Raw genomic sequence first — 16776 nt, forward strand, 5'->3', positions numbered from 1 at the left:
CTCGGTGTAATCATTTATACCCTATAAAGTAGAAGGTCTAAGCTGAGCTCGCAATTGGGCTCAGCTTTTTATCACTAAATAGAAATCAGATATAATTTACCTTTACCCCGCTCATTTTTAGCAAGTCTATGCTTTTGTGCTTGCTTTTGGTATAATAAGGCAGAATTATTTGATGGAAGGGGGAAGACAATGATTTGGTATCTTATGTTGATGGTCGCTTCGGTATTTCTAGGGTCAAAAGTATTGGCCATTTCGACACCCTTAGCTCAACTGACTCTTTACCGGGTTCTCGCCCTAGGTATGATTCCCTTAACCCTTATCCATTTAAAGCGGGGTAGTCAAAAATTAAAAATAGTCTCGTCTTCAACTGCCACTTATGGTTTAGCCGTTTATAGTATTTGGTGGCTCTGGGCTTTGATGACGGTCTTTTGGATCATCAACTTTAAGACCTATGTCCAGGCCATGTTCCTTTTGACCTTGGGGGTCATTGCAATTTGGTCCCTTTATATCTATGTCAATTCGATGCAGGATTGGTATCGCTTGGCCCGGGTCATTTGGATTATGTTGACTCTTCTCTTAGTTTGGGGCTTTTTTGAAATCCTCACCAACCATTATTTTCTAGCAAATATGGCTAAACTGGATAAGAACGGGACCTTTGCTAGTCAGCCTCTAACCCGGATGCCGATTACAACCTTTGAGAACCAGAATGATTTTGGAGTTCTTCTCTTAGCCTATTTCCCCTTAAACCTGATTTGGGCTGCCCGGTCCAAAAGCCAGTGGATTTCCTTGTTCTATCATGGCTTAAGCCTTTTGAATGTTTACCTAATTTACCGGACCCAGTCGCGGATGGCTTTAATTACCGTGGCTCTCTTCTTTATTGTATATGGTTTATCTTTCTTAAAATGGGATTTGAATGGCAAAAAATTGCTTAAAGTTTGCTTGGTTGGTCTAGTGCTAGGTATGATTACAATTTTTGCACTCCCCCCCCTGCGTGAAAAAGTGTCTGCCCTGATTTATCTAGGAGGGGTCGGCGACATCTCAGCGGACGGTGTCCGCATCAATTTATGGCGGAATGGTTTTATTTTCCTTGGCCAGACCCTGGGTCTGGGGGTGGGTGCAGGTCAAGTGGAGTCTTGGATGGTTGAGTTTGGATTTCTCAATACAGAAGTTATTGTGAATATGCATAATTGGTGGGTTGAAATCTTAGTGACCTATGGACCCCTGGTTTTTGCGGGCTATGTCAGCTTGTATCTTTTGATGATCCGGTCCTTATGGCAAACTCGAACTAAACAGTGGAATTCCCATAGGATTATCCACCATAGCCTCCTTGCCTTTCTTATTGCTTTTTCTGTAGCTCTGGTGACATCAGCCTCGAATATGTTGATTGAATGGCACTGGGTTTATTTTGCCTTTATCTTAGCCTATATCAAATTAAGTGAACAAGCGGGTGGCATCACCCCTATTGAAAGTGAGGAGTAATCAATGAGTATCACCACCTTATTAGCAGAATTGTGGCGTTTTTTAAAGGATAATCTATTTCGGATTATCTTGGGCGCTCTAGTCTTTGCCGGCCTAGCTGTTGGAGTACGGTTTGCCTTAGATCACTTGATTCTTAATAAAAACCAGGTAGCCTATAACTACCTAGAGCAAGTTTATCAGAGCGAACCGGCTGAATTTCAAGCCATTGTTACTATTGATGATGGGTCGGTTTTTAATAACTCTTATGTTTTTGACCAGTATTTTACCTCTGAAGCAGTGGTCAAGAAAATCGAAGCAAAGACCCAGGTTCCTATTTCTAAAATGCTGCAAGCAGAAAAAGACTTGGAATTACGGAAGTCTAGTGAGTTCCGGGGAGGTATTGCTGGAATCCGGGATACTTCATCTAGTGTCATAACTTTTCGTTTTGTCGTGTCACCAGACCCGAACGAAAACCTCAAAGTTGCTCAAGCCTATGCTGACTTATTAGAATCTGAAGATAAACCCTTTGGCGATAAACAGGCCATCACTATGATTACTGAGCCTCAAATTGGTGAATTATTGGATCCTAAATTAACGCCTGAAGTTGAAACAGCTACAGCCTTGAGCCCTTATGGTCATACTTCGCCGGTAATGTTTGGAGTTTATGGGGTGGCAGGCTTTGTGGTAGGGATTTTCTTAACGATTTTGATTCTTTTTATCCGGCAGTTGATGCGGAAGCAAATTGTTTATGCTTTTGACTATGCCTGGGACTTCCATGATCGTCAAATCCTTGTAGCCGCAAAAGATAAGGGACAAGCTAGTCCCTTAGTTGACCGTTTGTTAGGTATCTTAGCCATTCCTTATGGTCACCGTCATTTAGTTGTGACCCAGGGCGATAATAATTTGGAAACGGAAAAAATCCAAGTCCTTAACGAAACCACCCAAGTGGTGAATGACTTAGTGACCGATCAAGCTTCCTTAGAAGAGATTGATGAGATTGTCATTTTGATTTATTCTAATCAAACGTCTAAAGCTTGGTATAAAGCTCAAAAAGAATTAGCTGCCTTGTATCGTAAGCCATTAAGGATTATTCAAGTGGTATAAATTTTTCTTGTCAAAAAGGACTAGCCATTATTTAGGTTAATCCTTAATCTAGGAGCTAGTTTGACCTAGTCGGTACATTTAGTTGATGATAGGGAGCGGTTATATGAAGCGGAAATCATGCGATTCTGCTTCATACCTGCTCTCTTTTTATATATAGCCCTAGACCAGTATAGGAAAAACTAATAGGGTCCATAAATTAATTTTATTGGAAAAAAACAAAGAAAGCCTTTACAATAGGTGTGTCATGTCTTACCTATGCGAAATTGTCTTTCTTTTTAGCAAAGGAGAAGTATATGAATCAGAGTAAAGGAGGTCTTATCATGGATAAGGCATATTATAAAAGTATGTTCATTTCAATTATTACCCCTGTCTACAATGCTGAGGCCTTTTTGGATGAAACCATCCAATCCGTCCTGGGTCAGACTTACCCGCATTTTGAATATTTATTGGTTAATGACTGTAGTCAGGATCGGTCGCAAGAAATCATTGAATCATATCAATATGATTCCCGGATTCGCCTCATTAATTTGGAAGAAAATTCTGGCGCCGCAGTAGCACGTAACAGGGGACTTGAGGTTGCCCAAGGTCAATACATTGCTTTTATCGATTCAGACGATGTCTGGTCACCTAATAAATTAGCCGAGCAGTTGGCCTTTATGGAACATGAAAAATTGGCTTTTACTTATACGAATTTTGCCCAAATGAGTCAGGATGGTCAGATTACCAAGGAAAGGATCAAACTACCTAAACAATTATCCTATACGGATTTACTCAAAAATACAGTCATTGCTTGTTCAACCGTGATGATTGATCGAACCATCGTTGGGGATTTTCAGATGCCTTTGGTCCGTAAGGGACAAGATACCGCAACCTGGTTGATATTGATGCGGACACGGGGGATTAAGGCATATGGCCTAGATAGGGTCTTAAATCACTATCGTAAAGTCGAAGGGTCTATTTCTTCTAATAAGCTAGGGGCTCTAAAACGTACCTGGAATACTTATTATAATCTTGAAAAGCTACCCTTACCTAAAGCAATTTATTATTTTACCTGTTATGTCTTTAATGCGGTTGCCCGCCGTATCTAAGTTATCCTTCAACTTAAATGACAGCAAAATTACAGAAGTAGTCATTGTGAGGTAACTTTTATTTCATTATTACATCACTATTACAGTCTAATGCCGCTCTCTTTAAAAAGGTGGAATTAGACTATTTTTTAGGAAAAAATATGCTAAAGTATTTTCTATCAAGAAAAACAAGGGAGATATATATGAATTTAAAGAAAAAAATAATAATGGTTTCCTCACTTGCAATTTTGATGTCACCCATGGCACCAACTCTTGCCTTAGATTGGCAAGCACGTACAGTGGACCAAGTAGTTGCTGACTTAGTCAGCGATAATAATCATGGCTTAACTTATACCATTCAATATGGGGATACACTTTCTGTCATTGCTGAAGCGATGGATTTTGATGTAGCGGTCTTAGCCCAAGTAAATGATATTGTTGACGCTGACCTAATTTTTCCAGGGACTCAATTGGAAACATCTTATAATGCCGACCAAGAAGCTGAATCTGTGACGATTACGGCTCCACAAGAAGATGGAAGTGCCGATCAAGTTGCGGAAGTAAACCTGGAAGACCAAGAAGTGACGTTTGATGGTCAAAGCTATGACTTGGATGTTAATGAAAGCGACCAAGCGGGCGGCAACCTAATAGAGCCTGTCCAAGAATGGGTTGCTCCAGATGACGCTAGTCAAGAAGTGGCAGAGACTCAAGGAATCGTCGACCCAGTTGATGAATGGGTGGCACCGACTGAAGCTGAAGCAAGTGCAGCTGAAAATGACCAAGCTGAACTTGAATTACCAGAGTCAAACCAAGTATCTGAACTTGATGTGGCGGAAGTTACTGAAGATGGTGAAAATGCTGCTGCTGAGGTTGAAGCGGACGAGTCAGATCAAGCACTTGTTATTGACGAAGTCGTTGAACCGATTGAAGCAGAAACGAGCGAAGAAGCAACTACTCCTGACGAATCTCAAACCATTGAAGATGCACTTGTTCCCGCTGAGCCAGAAGTGAGCGAAGAAGTTGCACCCGCTGAAACTGAAACTCCAGAAGAAGTGGTCCCAGCCGAAACTGAAACGACTGAACCAGAAACACCAGCAGAACCGGCCTATGATGCTAATCTTGATACATCTGGTTTACAACCACAAGCTGCTGCTTTTATGAATGAAGTCGCAAGTATTTATGGTATCACATCATTCTCAACCTACCGTCCAGGAGACCCCGGTGATCATGGTCAAGGTAAGGCCGTTGACTTTATGGTGCCTGAAAGTTCAGCTTTAGGTGACCAAGTGGCTCAATATGCAATTAGCCGTGTTGGCCAAGATGTTTCTTATGTTATTTGGAAACAACAAATTTATGGTGATTGGACCGGAGGCGCTTGGGAACCAATGGAAGACCGTGGCTCAGTCACCGCCAACCATTATGACCATGTCCATGTGTCATTCTATTAGCAAAAATTATTAACTAGTAAATTTGAAGGGATTGGGCTTTGCCCAATCTCTTTTTTTATGCTGTCGGTTAGGTAGCGGATGCCTCATGGTGACCGACCCCTTTAAAGATGGGGATTCATCCAATAATTCCCACCAAGCAGAAAATCCTCAAAACCCTAAAGGTCTTTCTTATGGGGGCGACTTTAAAGGCGTGACTGAGAATTTAGATTACTTGGCCGATTTAGGCGTTACAACTATTTGGTTAACCCCAATCGTACAAAATATTAACCAATCTATATCTTCACCAGCTGGGGATGAGTTCTATGCTTACCATGGCTATTGGGCCAGCGATTTTGAAAAAATCAGTCCAAACTTAGATACCGAAGCAGAACTCAAGACCCTTGATTGACGAAGTGGCTGACCGAGGCATTGCCATTATGGTGAATGTGGTCTTAAACCATGCTGGCTATGGTGTCGACGGGGTCGACGGTTCAATTACCGATCCAGAGATTTTAGACCGCTTCAAAGGGATGATATGGAAAGACCCTGTGGATGCCAATACGGATAAAATCCAATGACGGTAAGTATTATATATAGTTGCGAAGAATCAACTCTTGGCAAGTGAAAGCTGCAAAGAGTTGCGTAGAACCAACTCTTGGCAAGTCAAAAACCAAATCTTTGCACCATCTCTCCAGCAGAAACACCCGCACAGTTACTCCATGATTTTTACAGAAAATCTCACCAAGTAATTGACATTTAAAACAGTAATTGTTACGATTTTAAAGATGAAGCACTCGCACAGCGAGTGCTAACTTTTAATAAAAGGAGCAGACTATGAAAAAAATAAATCGACTCGTACTAGCAGTCTTAATGACTCTCGCAACCATCCTACCTTTGAACCGAGTGCAAGCCCAAGCGAAAGACTTAAATATTGTTACGTCTTTCTATCCTATGTATGCTATTACCTCTGAAATTGTGGGGGACTTGCATGAAGTGAAAATGATTAATTCAGGCAAGGGAATCCATGATTTTGAACCATCTGCCGCAGATATTAAAGCTATCTATAACGCCGACATTTTTATCTACAATTCTAAATCGCTAGAATCTTGGACCAAAAATTTGGAAGCCAACAAGGGTGACCATAAGGTGCAAATGATTCAAGCCACCGAAGACTTAGAACTCAAGAAGGTACCGGGCCTTGAAGATATGGAGGTCATGGAAGGTAAAGATGAATCTAATTTATATGATCCACATTCTTGGTTAGATCCAATTGAAGCAGGTCGAGAAGCCCAAGTGATTGCGGACCAATTAGCCAAAATTGACCCAGATAATGCCGACCAATATCAAACCAACGCTAAGGCCTTCCAAGATAAGGCTCAAGCCTTGGTGGACAAGTATACACCAATTTTTGACAAGGCTAAGTTAAAAACCTTCGTGACCCAACATACGGCCTTCTATTATTTAGCTGAACGCTTTGGCTTAAAACAATTGGGTATATCAGGTATTTCCTCAGACCAAGAACCCTCTGCCCGTCAATTAAATGAAGTTATTCAATTTGTTAAAGAAAACAATGTAAAAACGATTTTTGTAGAACCTAATATTTCCAATAAGGTGTCGCAAGTGGTCGCCCAAAATACCGGGGTCGATGTGGTTGAAATGAGCCCGCTCGAGTCTGACCCTCAAAATGACCTAACCTTCTTAGAAAATATGGAAGCCCAATTGAAAGTTCTATCAGATGTCTTAAGTAAATAGGAGGAATTTTTCCGATGAAAAAATCATTGACGACCTTGACCTTAGTTGGTTTTATCAGTTTGGGGCTATCCACCCCAGCAGTTCAGGCTGAGATTAACTATATCGATGAGTCCACGTCTGAGAGCCAAGATCAATCCGACGGAGAAGGCGATGAACAAGCACAGGTAGACCAAGCCGAAGGTCTAGCCCAAGAACAAGTGATTGTCCGGATCTCAGAAGAAGGCTATGTGACCTCTCATGGTGACCACTATCATACTTATGATGGTAAGCCGCCTTATGAAGGAATTTATGCTGATAGCTTGTTAGCACCGGAGGACTACCAATTCGACCAAGCCGATGTCTATACTGAAGTCGAAGGCGGCTATATCGTCACCATCGACGACAAGTGCTATCTCTACTATGAAGATCCAAGCCAAGCTAAAAACCTGCGGACCAAGGATGAAATTACCTTACAATCCTACGGACTTCATCCCCAAGATGCAACGGCTATTTATCAATTGAAGGCCGACTTAGGGCTTAAAGAAGATGCTAAAATCAGCTTTGAAAATAAACTCATGCCGGCTGACTATCTTAAAGAAAGTAACCTGGGCAAGGATTATACGGTGGTTTATTTATACCGGGATGGCTTTGCGACACTGATGGGGGACCAAGTGGTTGTCTTCCCGAAAGAAGCACCCAAAGATGCTAAGTTTGATAAACGTTTATTGTTAGAGGATGACCAGGCTGAATCCGTTTATGAAGTGGACGGGGGTTCGGTAGTCAAAGATGGTGATGACCATTATGGCCTCAGTCTAGAAGCTGGTCAGGATGCTGACAATCTGGTTGATTTAAATAAAAATTAGTATAAAGTCAAGACCTTTTAAATAAATAGTATTAATTACAATTTATTGCTTAAAAAGTCTTGACAATTTTTGAAATTTAAGTAGAATGTAATTATTACGTTTTAGGAGGAAATATATTTTATGAAGAAATCCCTAGTATCAGCACTATTACTTGGTTCCTTATTTACTGGTGCTTTATATAGTTTTGTACCCCAAACTGCTTTTGTCTTAGCGGAAGAATCTTCTGAAATGGAAGGCCATGACCACGAAGGCGAAGAAGACCACGATCACGACCATGAAGGTGAAGAAGAACATCACCATCACCATGATCATGACCATGAATTCGAATTTGACGCTTCAAAAGTTGTCAAAAAAGAAGACGATATGTACATCATGGCCCATGGTGACCACTTCCATAAAATTAAAGCCGCTGACTTAACTGAAGAACAAGTGGCTGCCGCTGACAAAAATATTGAAGAACATCCTGAATTGGCTGAAGCATATGATAAACAAAAAGATATCTATGCAGGTTACTTTGATGATGCCGATGTTAAAGACCGTTCTTTAGAAGAATATGCAGGTGAATGGCAATCTGTTTTACCTTTCTTAGAAGACGGCACTTTAGATCCAGTCATGGATAAAAAAGCTTCTGCTGAAGGTGCTAAGATGACCGCTGAAGAATATAAAGAATATTACCAAGTGGGTTATGAAACTGATGTAGACCATATTAATATCGAAGGCGACCAAATAACTTTTGTCAAAGGTGATGAAGAAGCCACTGGTACATACAAATACGAAGGTTACAAGATTCTAGACTATGAAAAAGGTAACCGTGGTGTACGTTATTTATTCACTAAGACTGATGGCGACGAAGCCGCTCCAATGTCAGTACAATTCTCAGACCACAACATCGCGCCAAGTGACCATGTTGAACATTTCCATATCTTCTTCTCTAACGACGACCATGAAAAATTATTAGAAGAAATGGACAACTGGCCAACTTATTACCCAGCTGACTGGGATGGCGATGAAATCTTCGCTGACCAAATGAACCACTAATTTCTGGTTCTGCTTGTTTTCCAACAGGACAAGCCTTAAATAGTTTAACCGCAAGGGCTGGTTGGGAAAACTTGTGTTGCTTTGCGACGGAGTCTTTCTAATCTCTTGTGCGGAGGCAGATTGATTATGCGAAAACTATAGATTAGCGCTGATGAGTCCCCACTCTCCTTTGAATTTGTTTAAAAGACAAACCAAAATAAAGCCACTTACTCCTAAGGTGGCTTTTTTTGTGTCTAGGATTATAAATTATGCTTTGACGTGAGACAGAGTAGAATAAGGGTAAGCTAATAAAAAAGGTGGGATTTTATGTCCGAGCATGTTGCTGAATATGAAAAAATATTAAATAAATCTCAAAGGGTTTTACAAGCATTGGAATCACCCCTAGACCAGTTTGAGGCTAATCGATCTGACTATGAAGCCTTACTAGCCTATTATGATAGTCTTGATTACTTAATAAGATGTGGAAGATTCCAACCATACGGACAAGTTTAAGGGTCAGGCTCACGGGGTTTTGGCAGAAGATAGTATTTATAACCTGATTGTTGTTCAAGCGGAACTAGATCAGCGCCTCTGCAATTTAGGCAATCGGATGATAGTGGATAAAAAATCTTATCGAAATTCTAATTCATATTAGAGCATTTTCCTTGTTGACATAACATAGCTTTGATATAAAATTGTGTTCATCTGAATATAAACGATAATCCTGACCATCTGACTCGGAAAAATCCATGACCTTGTGGCCATTAAAATCATAAATTGGCCCATGGTTAATGTCGAAGTGGTCAAAACGGTCGGCGTAATAGCTTAAAGCGGCATTATTAGAGACTCGTAAACCAATCCGAGAAATAGTATTGGTTCCTTTTCCTCCTGCCGGTACTCCAGGAAAGTCGAAGAAGGTCAGGTCCGTGCCAGGCTGAGCTTCACATCGGCAAAGAAGGTATGGTAAGTTTGAATATCATCTTGGTTTACAGATTTTTTGACCAGCCGCATGCCTAAAAACTGGGTGATGAAGTCATAATTGCGTTTGGCCTCATTGGTAATAGCAGTCACGTGGTGGATTCCAAGTAAGGTTGACATAGGTATTCCTCTTTCTTTAGCTTAAAATTATTTCGTTTTCGAATTATCTCTAAAAAAGTAAACCTATTTGCTGACCAGCATAAGCGGGACAAGCAAATAGGCTGACTAGGTAAGATGATAGCCATTCATTTTTTTGAGTAAAAGTTTAAGAGTCTGGATTTCTTGATCACTTAAATGAGTGAACAGGTTGGTAATCATCTCTTGATGGCTGGGGAAAATTGATACAATTAGGTCATGGCCTTTGGGCGTAAGGTGGGTATAAATCACACGCTTATCCTGATCCCAAGCTTGGCGATAGGTAAGACCTTTTTCACACAGCTTATCTATAATATATGTGGTGGATGAATTAGCAACTAAGATTTTTTCTTTGATATCTTGGGTCACTTGGGGCCCTTTGTGGTAAAGCAACTCTAAAACTGCAAATTCATTGACCTTAAGTCCATGCTGCGCAACATCTTTACGAACTGCTTGATTAAGCATTTCATTGGTGCGTTTGATTCCAATGAAGGCATCCAAAGCATCGTGGGTACGCGACATCTCATCCCTCCTTATTTCGATTTCGAAATTAATTATAGCTAATTAACAACATTATTGCAAGCATTTGAATGACAATTATATGAAAAATATACTGATCTTCTGAATCAACTGGATTTGGACTTTAATCCTCGGTCAGGATTAACTATAATAATGGTGACATTTATTTAAATAAATTTTTTGCTTAAAGAATAGGAGTATAGTTATGATCCAGGCAAATAATGACTATCAGACGATTATTCATCCCCTCGATCCGGTTTATAATCATGAGTCAAAAGTTCTCATCTTAGGGTCTTTTCCCTCGGTTAAAACTCGGGAATATGGCTTTTTTTATGGTCATCCACAAAACCGGTTTTGGCCCTTAATGGAGGCTCTCTTTGAGGTTGACTTGAGCCGGGAAATTCCAGAGCGTAAAGCATTTCTCCTGGACCACCACTTGGCAGTCTATGATTCGATTTACCAATGTGACATCATTGGGTCAGCCGATGCCTCGATTCAAAATGTCGTCCCTTCAGATTTGAATAAAATAATTCAGGAATCGACCATTCAGGCAGTTTTTTGTAATGGAAGCCTGTCCTACAAAACTTATCAAAAATACCAGGCTAAGGAAACCGGCATCCCTGCTCAAAAAGTACCGTCGACCAGTCCTGCTAATGCCCGTTATCGCTTAGAAGACCTGGTGACTGCCTGGCAAAAGCTGCTTGATTACTTAGTTTAAAATAACTTCAAAAAATGGAGGAATATTATGGTGCGCCTTTGGAAAATCTATCATGATCAGTGTTGGGTTTTTTGGTGGTCTGGACTCTTATTATTTTTCCTCCAATAGCTAGCCTATATGGTCCTGCCAATGCTTTGCTTGTTTTCTAATTCGATTATGAAGATGGTGGAAGTAGCTCCCATTTTAAATATCTGCGAAAAAATCTTAGGTGTTACTTGTATTTTGTTAATGATTTTTTCTTGTTCAAAAAGACCAAAGCTTGTGGCTCCAAGATAAGTCTGACTTACCTCTTGTTTATAGTGATTGTTTTGGGTTTTTACTATTGAATTATCTGGACTGGGCTTTTATTTTTGCTGATAGCTCAGCCGCTGCAGAATTACAAGCTGCTTTGCCAGAAACTAAGGTGGTCAAAGCCTTGAATACAACCTTTGGTGGAACCCTTGCTTCAGGTAAGGTGGCGGACAGTCATCCAACCACAGTTTTAATGGCTTCAGATTATGAAGCCGCTAAGCAAACCTTAGCCGCAGCTCTAGAAAATTCTTAAGTTCAAAAAATATTAGTTTGCCATTGCAAAAATGATATAATGAATCTAATGAGCTTGGCGTAGACCTTGCTAAACCCAAAGAAATTAGGTGAAATCCATGGCTGAAACGATTGGCCTCTACGTACATATTCCTTTTTGCCAAAAGCTCTGTCATTATTGTGACTTCCTGACTTTTGAAGACCAAGATGATGTTATTCCCCAATATGTGGATTATTTAATTAAAGAAATGCAACTTTACCAAGACCGGGACTACATTTTGGATACCATTTATTTTGGCGGGGGGACTCCCTCCCACTTGGAGGCAGACTTGATGGCCAAAATTATGGACGGGATTTATGCCACATTCAAGGTAACCGATGATTGCGAAGTTTCAATCGAGATGAATCCTGAATCTGTCACTGAAGAAAAAATCAAGACCTACCAGGCCAAGGGTTTTAACCGCTTTTCCATGGGAGTCCAATCCTTTGACCCCAAGGTTTTGCAAATTATGGGTCGCCTCCATTCACGGCAAACGGCCATTGATAAATTCCATTTACTCCGCGACTTAGGTTGCGATAATGTCTCGATTGATCTTATGTTCAATAATCCCCGCCAAGATATGGATATCCTGAATAGGGATATTGACCAAGCTATCGAACTCAATCCCAACCATATTTCTTATTATTCACTGATGATTAAGGATAATACCAACTTCCAACGCTGGCTCAAGGCTGGTCGGATTAAACTCTTCGATGAAAAAACCGACCGCGACATGTACCACAATATTCAGGACCGCCTAAGTCAAGCTGGCTTTAACCAATATGAGATTTCTTCCTTTGCCCGGGATGGTAAAGAAAGCCGGCATAATAAAAAATATTGGCAACTTGAAAATTACTTGGGTGTCGGGATGGGGGCCTCGTCTAATATTGACTTACGCCGCTTTACCAATACCCGTCGTTTTAAAGATTATTTTGCCGCCATTGACCAAGGGGAGATGCCCGTTGAAAGTTCAGAAATGATGGACCTAGAAGAACGGGAAAAAGAATTTATCATGCTCAATATGCGCTTGCGTAAAGGTTTTGATATTTCGGTTATTAACCAACGGTTTGGCATTGATTTCAAGGAAAAATATAAGGATGCGCTGGAAAAACACTTGAATTACAAGGTGATTCAAATCGAGGGGGATCATATTTCCTTTACCGATTATGGTTTGGATGTCGGGAACCAGTTCTACCTAGATATTCTCTAACCGCGGCAGATAGAAAGGATCGTCATGATTAAAGAAATAGTGACCGATAATTTTTTCCTGAGTCAGAAGGCTAAGCCAGCGACCAAGGAAGACCAAGCCGTGATTCAAGACTTAAAAGACACCCTAAAGGCTCACCGCCATCATTGTGTGGGTATGGCTGCCAATATGATTGGGATCAACAAGGCTATCATCATTGTAGCCATGGGGCCGCTAGACCTAGTTATGGTTAATCCGGAAATTACGTCTCAAGCTAAACCTTATCAGACCCAGGAAGGGTGTTTGTCCCACACTGGTCAAAAACCTACCCAACGTTATCAAGAAATTCAAGTTCAATACTTAGATGAACACTTTTGTCCCAAAAATCGTCGTTTCCAAGGACCCTTGGCCCAAGTTATCCAACATGAAATGGATCATTTAGCCGGAATCCTCATTTAAAATATAAAAGAGAAAACACATGTCAATTATCATTAAAATATTCGCTACACTAGTAGCCTTAGAATTCTTTTATATTATGTACTCACTCAGTCAGACGCGACCAGTCGGGTGTTTAATATGAATCAAGCTGAATTAAGCCGTCCCTCTGTGACCACCTTATTTAAAAACCAAGGGGTTTACAATGGACTGTTAGCCGTCTTGATTATAATTACCAGCTTTATCCACCCTGACTTATTCTGGCTACGGACTTTACTGGTCTATATTATTGCAGTTGCCGCCCATGGTGGCGCCACTAGCCAACCAGCTATCTTATTTAAACAAGGTGGTTTAGCTATTATTACTTTGATTTTATCTTTTATTTTTTAGCCCTATTGAGAAAGGAGTCAAGTCATGACCGAAAAATTGGTTTTATTACTCCTCCTAAGGACCAAACTCACCCATTTAGACCTGTATTTACAACATATTTTGGATCATTTTGACTTGGCAACCTATGTGGTGTCTGATTCCTCTGGGGACCAAGACCAGGCAGCTGCCATTCAAGAATTTTTTAAGGAAAAAGGATTGCCAGGCCACTACCACCAAGATGCCTGGGTTTCCTGGACCCACAACCAAAACCAAGCCTTGGCCTATGCCCAAGGCTTAGGCGATTATTTGATCCGCTTAGATGGACAACGTTGGTTAGTTGGTCAGGCTGATTTGGGCGAGTTGACGGCCGATTTTTATAAGGTATTAGTGACCGACCAAGATGGACCTGAATATTTAGAACCCTTAATTATCAAAAATGATGGTCGCTTCCAATGGCAGGGCATAGTTTTACAAACCACTGATGCAAATAAAGGCATGTCCTGGAAAAAATTAGCCGGCGACTTAAAACTATATAAGCAGGTTGAAATTCCAAAAGAACTAGCTCAAAGACAAGATTGGGAAGACCTCAATCTATCCAGCCGGGCAAGTGAAACTAGGAATTATCAACATTCAGCGTCTGAATCTGACGGCGTTTTGGCTAATTTATTGGCATTTGATCAAAGCCCTGACCAGATCCAACACATTTATTATGCTGCCCACACCCTTAAAGAAGAAGGACACTGGGTTCTAGCCTATTATTTATTAAAGCCTATTATCGGGTTACCACGTCCAAGCCAGTTAGCTGATGGAGATCAGCCGGTTTTTGACTACTTATTGGACTTCGATGTGGCTGACTTAGCCTACCGGGCCGGCAATGACCAAGTGGGCTTTGATGCCCTGAGCCGGGTCTTAGCAAGAAATTTACCTGATTCAATCCGTTACCAAGCTCTAGTCTTATTAGAAAATTATCAAGCTTTGTTAAAGCAGTTACCCGGAGATTTAATCAAGACTTACTTGAGCGACTTAGATGAATTAATCAGGAAAGACAAAGTGGATGAAAGGCTAGTTCAAGTAACCCAGTTATTATTAGCTGCCTATCAAAAATCATGAAGGACTTGCTTTTTAAATTACTTCAGCTGCCTAATTTTATAGGTGGCTGTTTAATTTTTAGGATTAGAATGGAGTTTTATGAAAAATTTTTTTGGTAAATTATTTTTTGTCGCCTTGATCACCATATTTTTGTTTGGATTAATTACGTTTGGCCAAGTCGCGGCCGAGGAAGAAGGAAAGTCCTTGAATTTATGGTTAGTTACAGATATTCATCATCTATCGCCGACCCTTTATGAGGTAGGTGACAAGATTCAATATATGCAAGATACTGCAGCTGGTTTAGAGATTTATCATTCAGCTGACCGTTTAGAAGCCCTCGTTTATGCTATTGACCAGGCTGAGCCTAAGCCCGATGGTCTCATTGTTTCAGGTGACTTAACTTTTAATGGGGAATTAGCTTCCATAAAAGATTTGGCGGTAGTTTTTAAACGGATTGAGGATTTAGGGGTGCCGGTTTATACCATGCCAGGTAATCATGATCTAGCCAATGGTTGGGCGCGTGGATTTACTAAAGATGACCTGTTTAAAACTGCTCAAATAATGCCAGAGGATTTCGAAAGTTTAATGGCTGATTTTGGCTATAAGACAGCTCTAAGTAAGGATCCACAGTCTCGTTCCTATACGGTAGACTTAGACCAGAAAAATAGACTTTTTATGGTGGATTCGAATATTTATGAAGGTCAAGAAAATACTAATCCTCCCCAAGCCGACGGGCGAATTAGTGAAACAACTATGGCTTGGCTTGACCAAGAATTAGCGCAAGCCCAAGCCGATGGTCAGCATATGATTTTTGTCCTCCACCATAATGCTTTTAACCATTTTAAAGGCTTTGAGGGGACCTTCGCAATTAATAATTGGGCCGATTTAGAACAATTATTAGACCGTTATCATATGGCGGTGACTTTTTGCGGTCATATTCATGCCCAGAATATCGGTCGCCGGACGACCGCTTCTGGACTTGATCGCTATGATGTTGCGACAGGATCTTTTGCGGTGTATCCTAATTCAGTAGGCCATATTGTCATGGATGATCAAGGCTTGACCTATGACAGTCAGGTATTAGATGTGGCGGACTGGGCCCAAGCTAGCGGACAGACTGATAATGATTTGATGAATTATCCGGTTTATATTGAACAAGTGTATCAAGCAGCTAACCGGGTTAAGTTGGCTGAGTCAGTTTATACTGACAATTATTTGTCGGACCAGGCGCCAAAGGATGAAATTGTGGCCTTTATCGGCCGCCTCAACCAATACTTTTTTGCTGGTACCGTGGCCGAACATAAAGATGAATTAGCGGCAGACTATGCTAAGTATGAACCCTACTTAGCGGAAACCAAGGCCTTCTTCTTAACCCAGTACCCACAGATGATTTTGAAGGAAGCGGATAAGGATAATAAGTATTTGCAGGTGGATTGGTAATTATAATTTTGATATTAAGAAGTGACGGGCTTGGCCCGTCGTTTTTCTTTATTATGAATTGGAGGGCGGTGCGAAGGATTGGGGCTTGGTACTGTTTTGTGGTTTGGTAGTGCGAAGGATTAGGGTTAGGCACCGTTTTTTGGTTTAGTGGTGTGAAAAATCGAATCTTCGTAACTAAATTAGAGTAAGACTTGCCAAGAACTGATTCTTTGCACTAATTTTTGACTAGAGTTACCAAGAACAAGTTCTTCGCAACAAAGATGGCGTGGGACTTGCTAAAAATCAAATCTTTGCAAGTCCACATCCCAAATCAGCCCAATAAAGAAAAAACACCTCCAGCCATCTGTACTGACCCCCTAAAGTTGGACCAAAAAATCCAACTTTAGGGGGTCTTTGTATGGCTAAATATAGCTTAGAATTCAAAATGAAAGTCGTCGCAGAATATCTTTCGGATACGATTGGATACAAACCGTTAGCTAAAAAATACAACATGAAGGATACTCAACAGATTAGGCGGTGGGTCAATGCCTATCAAACGTCAGGGATTAAGGGGTTAAAACGCTCTCGTCAAAACAAAAAATACAGTGTAGAATTTAAGTTGAAAGCTATTACACTTTATGAATCCGGCGAAAAATCCTATCAAACCCTGGCTAATGAACTTGGGATAAATAATCCCTC

Annotated in this window: 18 protein-coding genes and 2 pseudogenes; 18 read left to right on the top strand and 2 right to left on the bottom strand. The window is 40.7% G+C overall.

Going from position 1 to position 16776, the window contains the following annotated elements; genetic code table 11:
* Positions 1-189 precede the first annotated feature (189 nt).
* The 10 genes from G396_RS10440 (at position 190) to G396_RS0107170 (ending at position 9180) form a co-directional block, all read left to right on the top strand.
* Complete coding sequence (locus tag G396_RS10440) at positions 190-1479, top strand: O-antigen ligase family protein (protein ID WP_051221196.1); 1290 nt, start codon at positions 190-192, stop codon at positions 1477-1479.
* A gap of 3 nt (positions 1480-1482) precedes the next feature.
* A complete protein-coding gene (locus G396_RS0107130; protein ID WP_028125539.1) occupies positions 1483-2562 on the top strand; it encodes a YveK family protein in 1080 nt (359 codons plus the stop codon).
* Between the two features lie 320 nt (positions 2563-2882).
* Positions 2883-3650 (top strand): glycosyltransferase family 2 protein, encoded by a 768-nt coding sequence (locus G396_RS0107135; RefSeq protein WP_028125540.1) that lies wholly within the window; start codon positions 2883-2885, stop codon positions 3648-3650.
* A 182-nt stretch (positions 3651-3832) separates the two neighbouring features.
* Positions 3833-5077: a LysM peptidoglycan-binding domain-containing protein gene (locus G396_RS0107140; protein ID WP_028125541.1), complete on the top strand. Its 1245-nt coding sequence runs from the start codon at positions 3833-3835 to the stop codon at positions 5075-5077.
* 85 nt (positions 5078-5162) lie between these two features.
* The gene (locus tag G396_RS11830; protein WP_006418353.1) at positions 5163-5465 is read left to right on the top strand and encodes an alpha-amylase family glycosyl hydrolase; all 303 of its coding nucleotides are present in this window, start codon (positions 5163-5165) and stop codon (positions 5463-5465) included.
* Positions 5458-5634, top strand: a complete 177-nt coding sequence (locus G396_RS11835; RefSeq protein ID WP_155857432.1) for a hypothetical protein — start codon at positions 5458-5460, stop codon at positions 5632-5634. Before G396_RS11830 ends, G396_RS11835 begins: the two co-directional genes overlap by 8 nt.
* Before the next feature lie 256 nt (positions 5635-5890).
* On the top strand, positions 5891-6808 hold the full coding sequence (locus G396_RS0107155; protein ID WP_028125542.1) for a metal ABC transporter solute-binding protein, Zn/Mn family: 918 nt from the start codon (positions 5891-5893) through the stop codon (positions 6806-6808).
* 14 nt (positions 6809-6822) lie between these two features.
* On the top strand, positions 6823-7650 hold the full coding sequence (locus G396_RS10990) for a pneumococcal-type histidine triad protein (RefSeq protein WP_051221198.1): 828 nt from the start codon (positions 6823-6825) through the stop codon (positions 7648-7650).
* 120 nt (positions 7651-7770) lie between these two features.
* Entirely contained in the window at positions 7771-8688 is a 918-nt protein-coding gene (locus G396_RS12140) for a ZinT/AdcA family metal-binding protein (protein WP_028125543.1), read from the top strand.
* 306 nt (positions 8689-8994) lie between these two features.
* Positions 8995-9180 (top strand): DUF4298 domain-containing protein, encoded by a 186-nt coding sequence (locus G396_RS0107170; protein WP_006418374.1) that lies wholly within the window; start codon positions 8995-8997, stop codon positions 9178-9180.
* A 181-nt stretch (positions 9181-9361) separates the two neighbouring features.
* On the opposite strand, the pseudogene G396_RS11245 reads toward G396_RS0107170, so the two are convergent.
* Positions 9362-9771: pseudogene (locus G396_RS11245) on the bottom strand (VOC family protein); the annotation flags it as partial.
* 99 nt (positions 9772-9870) lie between these two features.
* Positions 9871-10302 carry a MarR family winged helix-turn-helix transcriptional regulator gene (locus G396_RS0107180; RefSeq protein ID WP_006418233.1) on the bottom strand — a complete coding sequence of 144 codons (432 nt, stop codon included), beginning with the start codon at positions 10300-10302 and terminating at the stop codon, positions 9871-9873.
* Between the two features lie 202 nt (positions 10303-10504).
* Between G396_RS0107180 and G396_RS0107185 the strand changes: the two genes are divergently transcribed.
* From G396_RS0107185 to G396_RS0107220, 8 genes and pseudogenes are all read left to right on the top strand, one after another.
* Positions 10505-11017: a DNA-deoxyinosine glycosylase gene (locus G396_RS0107185; RefSeq protein ID WP_051221200.1), complete on the top strand. Its 513-nt coding sequence runs from the start codon at positions 10505-10507 to the stop codon at positions 11015-11017.
* Between the two features lie 322 nt (positions 11018-11339).
* Positions 11340-11561 carry an NAD(P)-binding domain-containing protein gene (locus tag G396_RS0107190; protein WP_248623919.1) on the top strand — a complete coding sequence of 74 codons (222 nt, stop codon included), beginning with the start codon at positions 11340-11342 and terminating at the stop codon, positions 11559-11561.
* 97 nt (positions 11562-11658) lie between these two features.
* Positions 11659-12789, top strand: coding sequence for a radical SAM family heme chaperone HemW (hemW, locus tag G396_RS0107195; protein WP_028125547.1), 1131 nt, complete (start codon positions 11659-11661; stop codon positions 12787-12789).
* Between the two features lie 24 nt (positions 12790-12813).
* On the top strand, positions 12814-13224 hold the full coding sequence (locus tag G396_RS0107200) for a peptide deformylase (RefSeq protein ID WP_028125548.1): 411 nt from the start codon (positions 12814-12816) through the stop codon (positions 13222-13224).
* Between the two features lie 19 nt (positions 13225-13243).
* Positions 13244-13590, top strand: a pseudogene (locus G396_RS10455) (DUF1304 domain-containing protein).
* A gap of 24 nt (positions 13591-13614) precedes the next feature.
* Positions 13615-14679, top strand: coding sequence for a hypothetical protein (locus tag G396_RS0107210; RefSeq protein ID WP_028125549.1), 1065 nt, complete (start codon positions 13615-13617; stop codon positions 14677-14679).
* 78 nt (positions 14680-14757) lie between these two features.
* Positions 14758-16098: a metallophosphoesterase gene (locus G396_RS0107215; protein ID WP_028125550.1), complete on the top strand. Its 1341-nt coding sequence runs from the start codon at positions 14758-14760 to the stop codon at positions 16096-16098.
* Positions 16099-16495: 397 nt separating this feature from the next.
* Positions 16496-16776: helix-turn-helix domain-containing protein (locus G396_RS0107220; protein WP_028125234.1), on the top strand; the 281-nt coding region annotated here is incomplete at its 3' end.

Source organism: Eremococcus coleocola DSM 15696, from assembly GCF_000428865.1.
GTDB lineage: Bacteria > Bacillota > Bacilli > Lactobacillales > Aerococcaceae > Eremococcus > Eremococcus coleocola.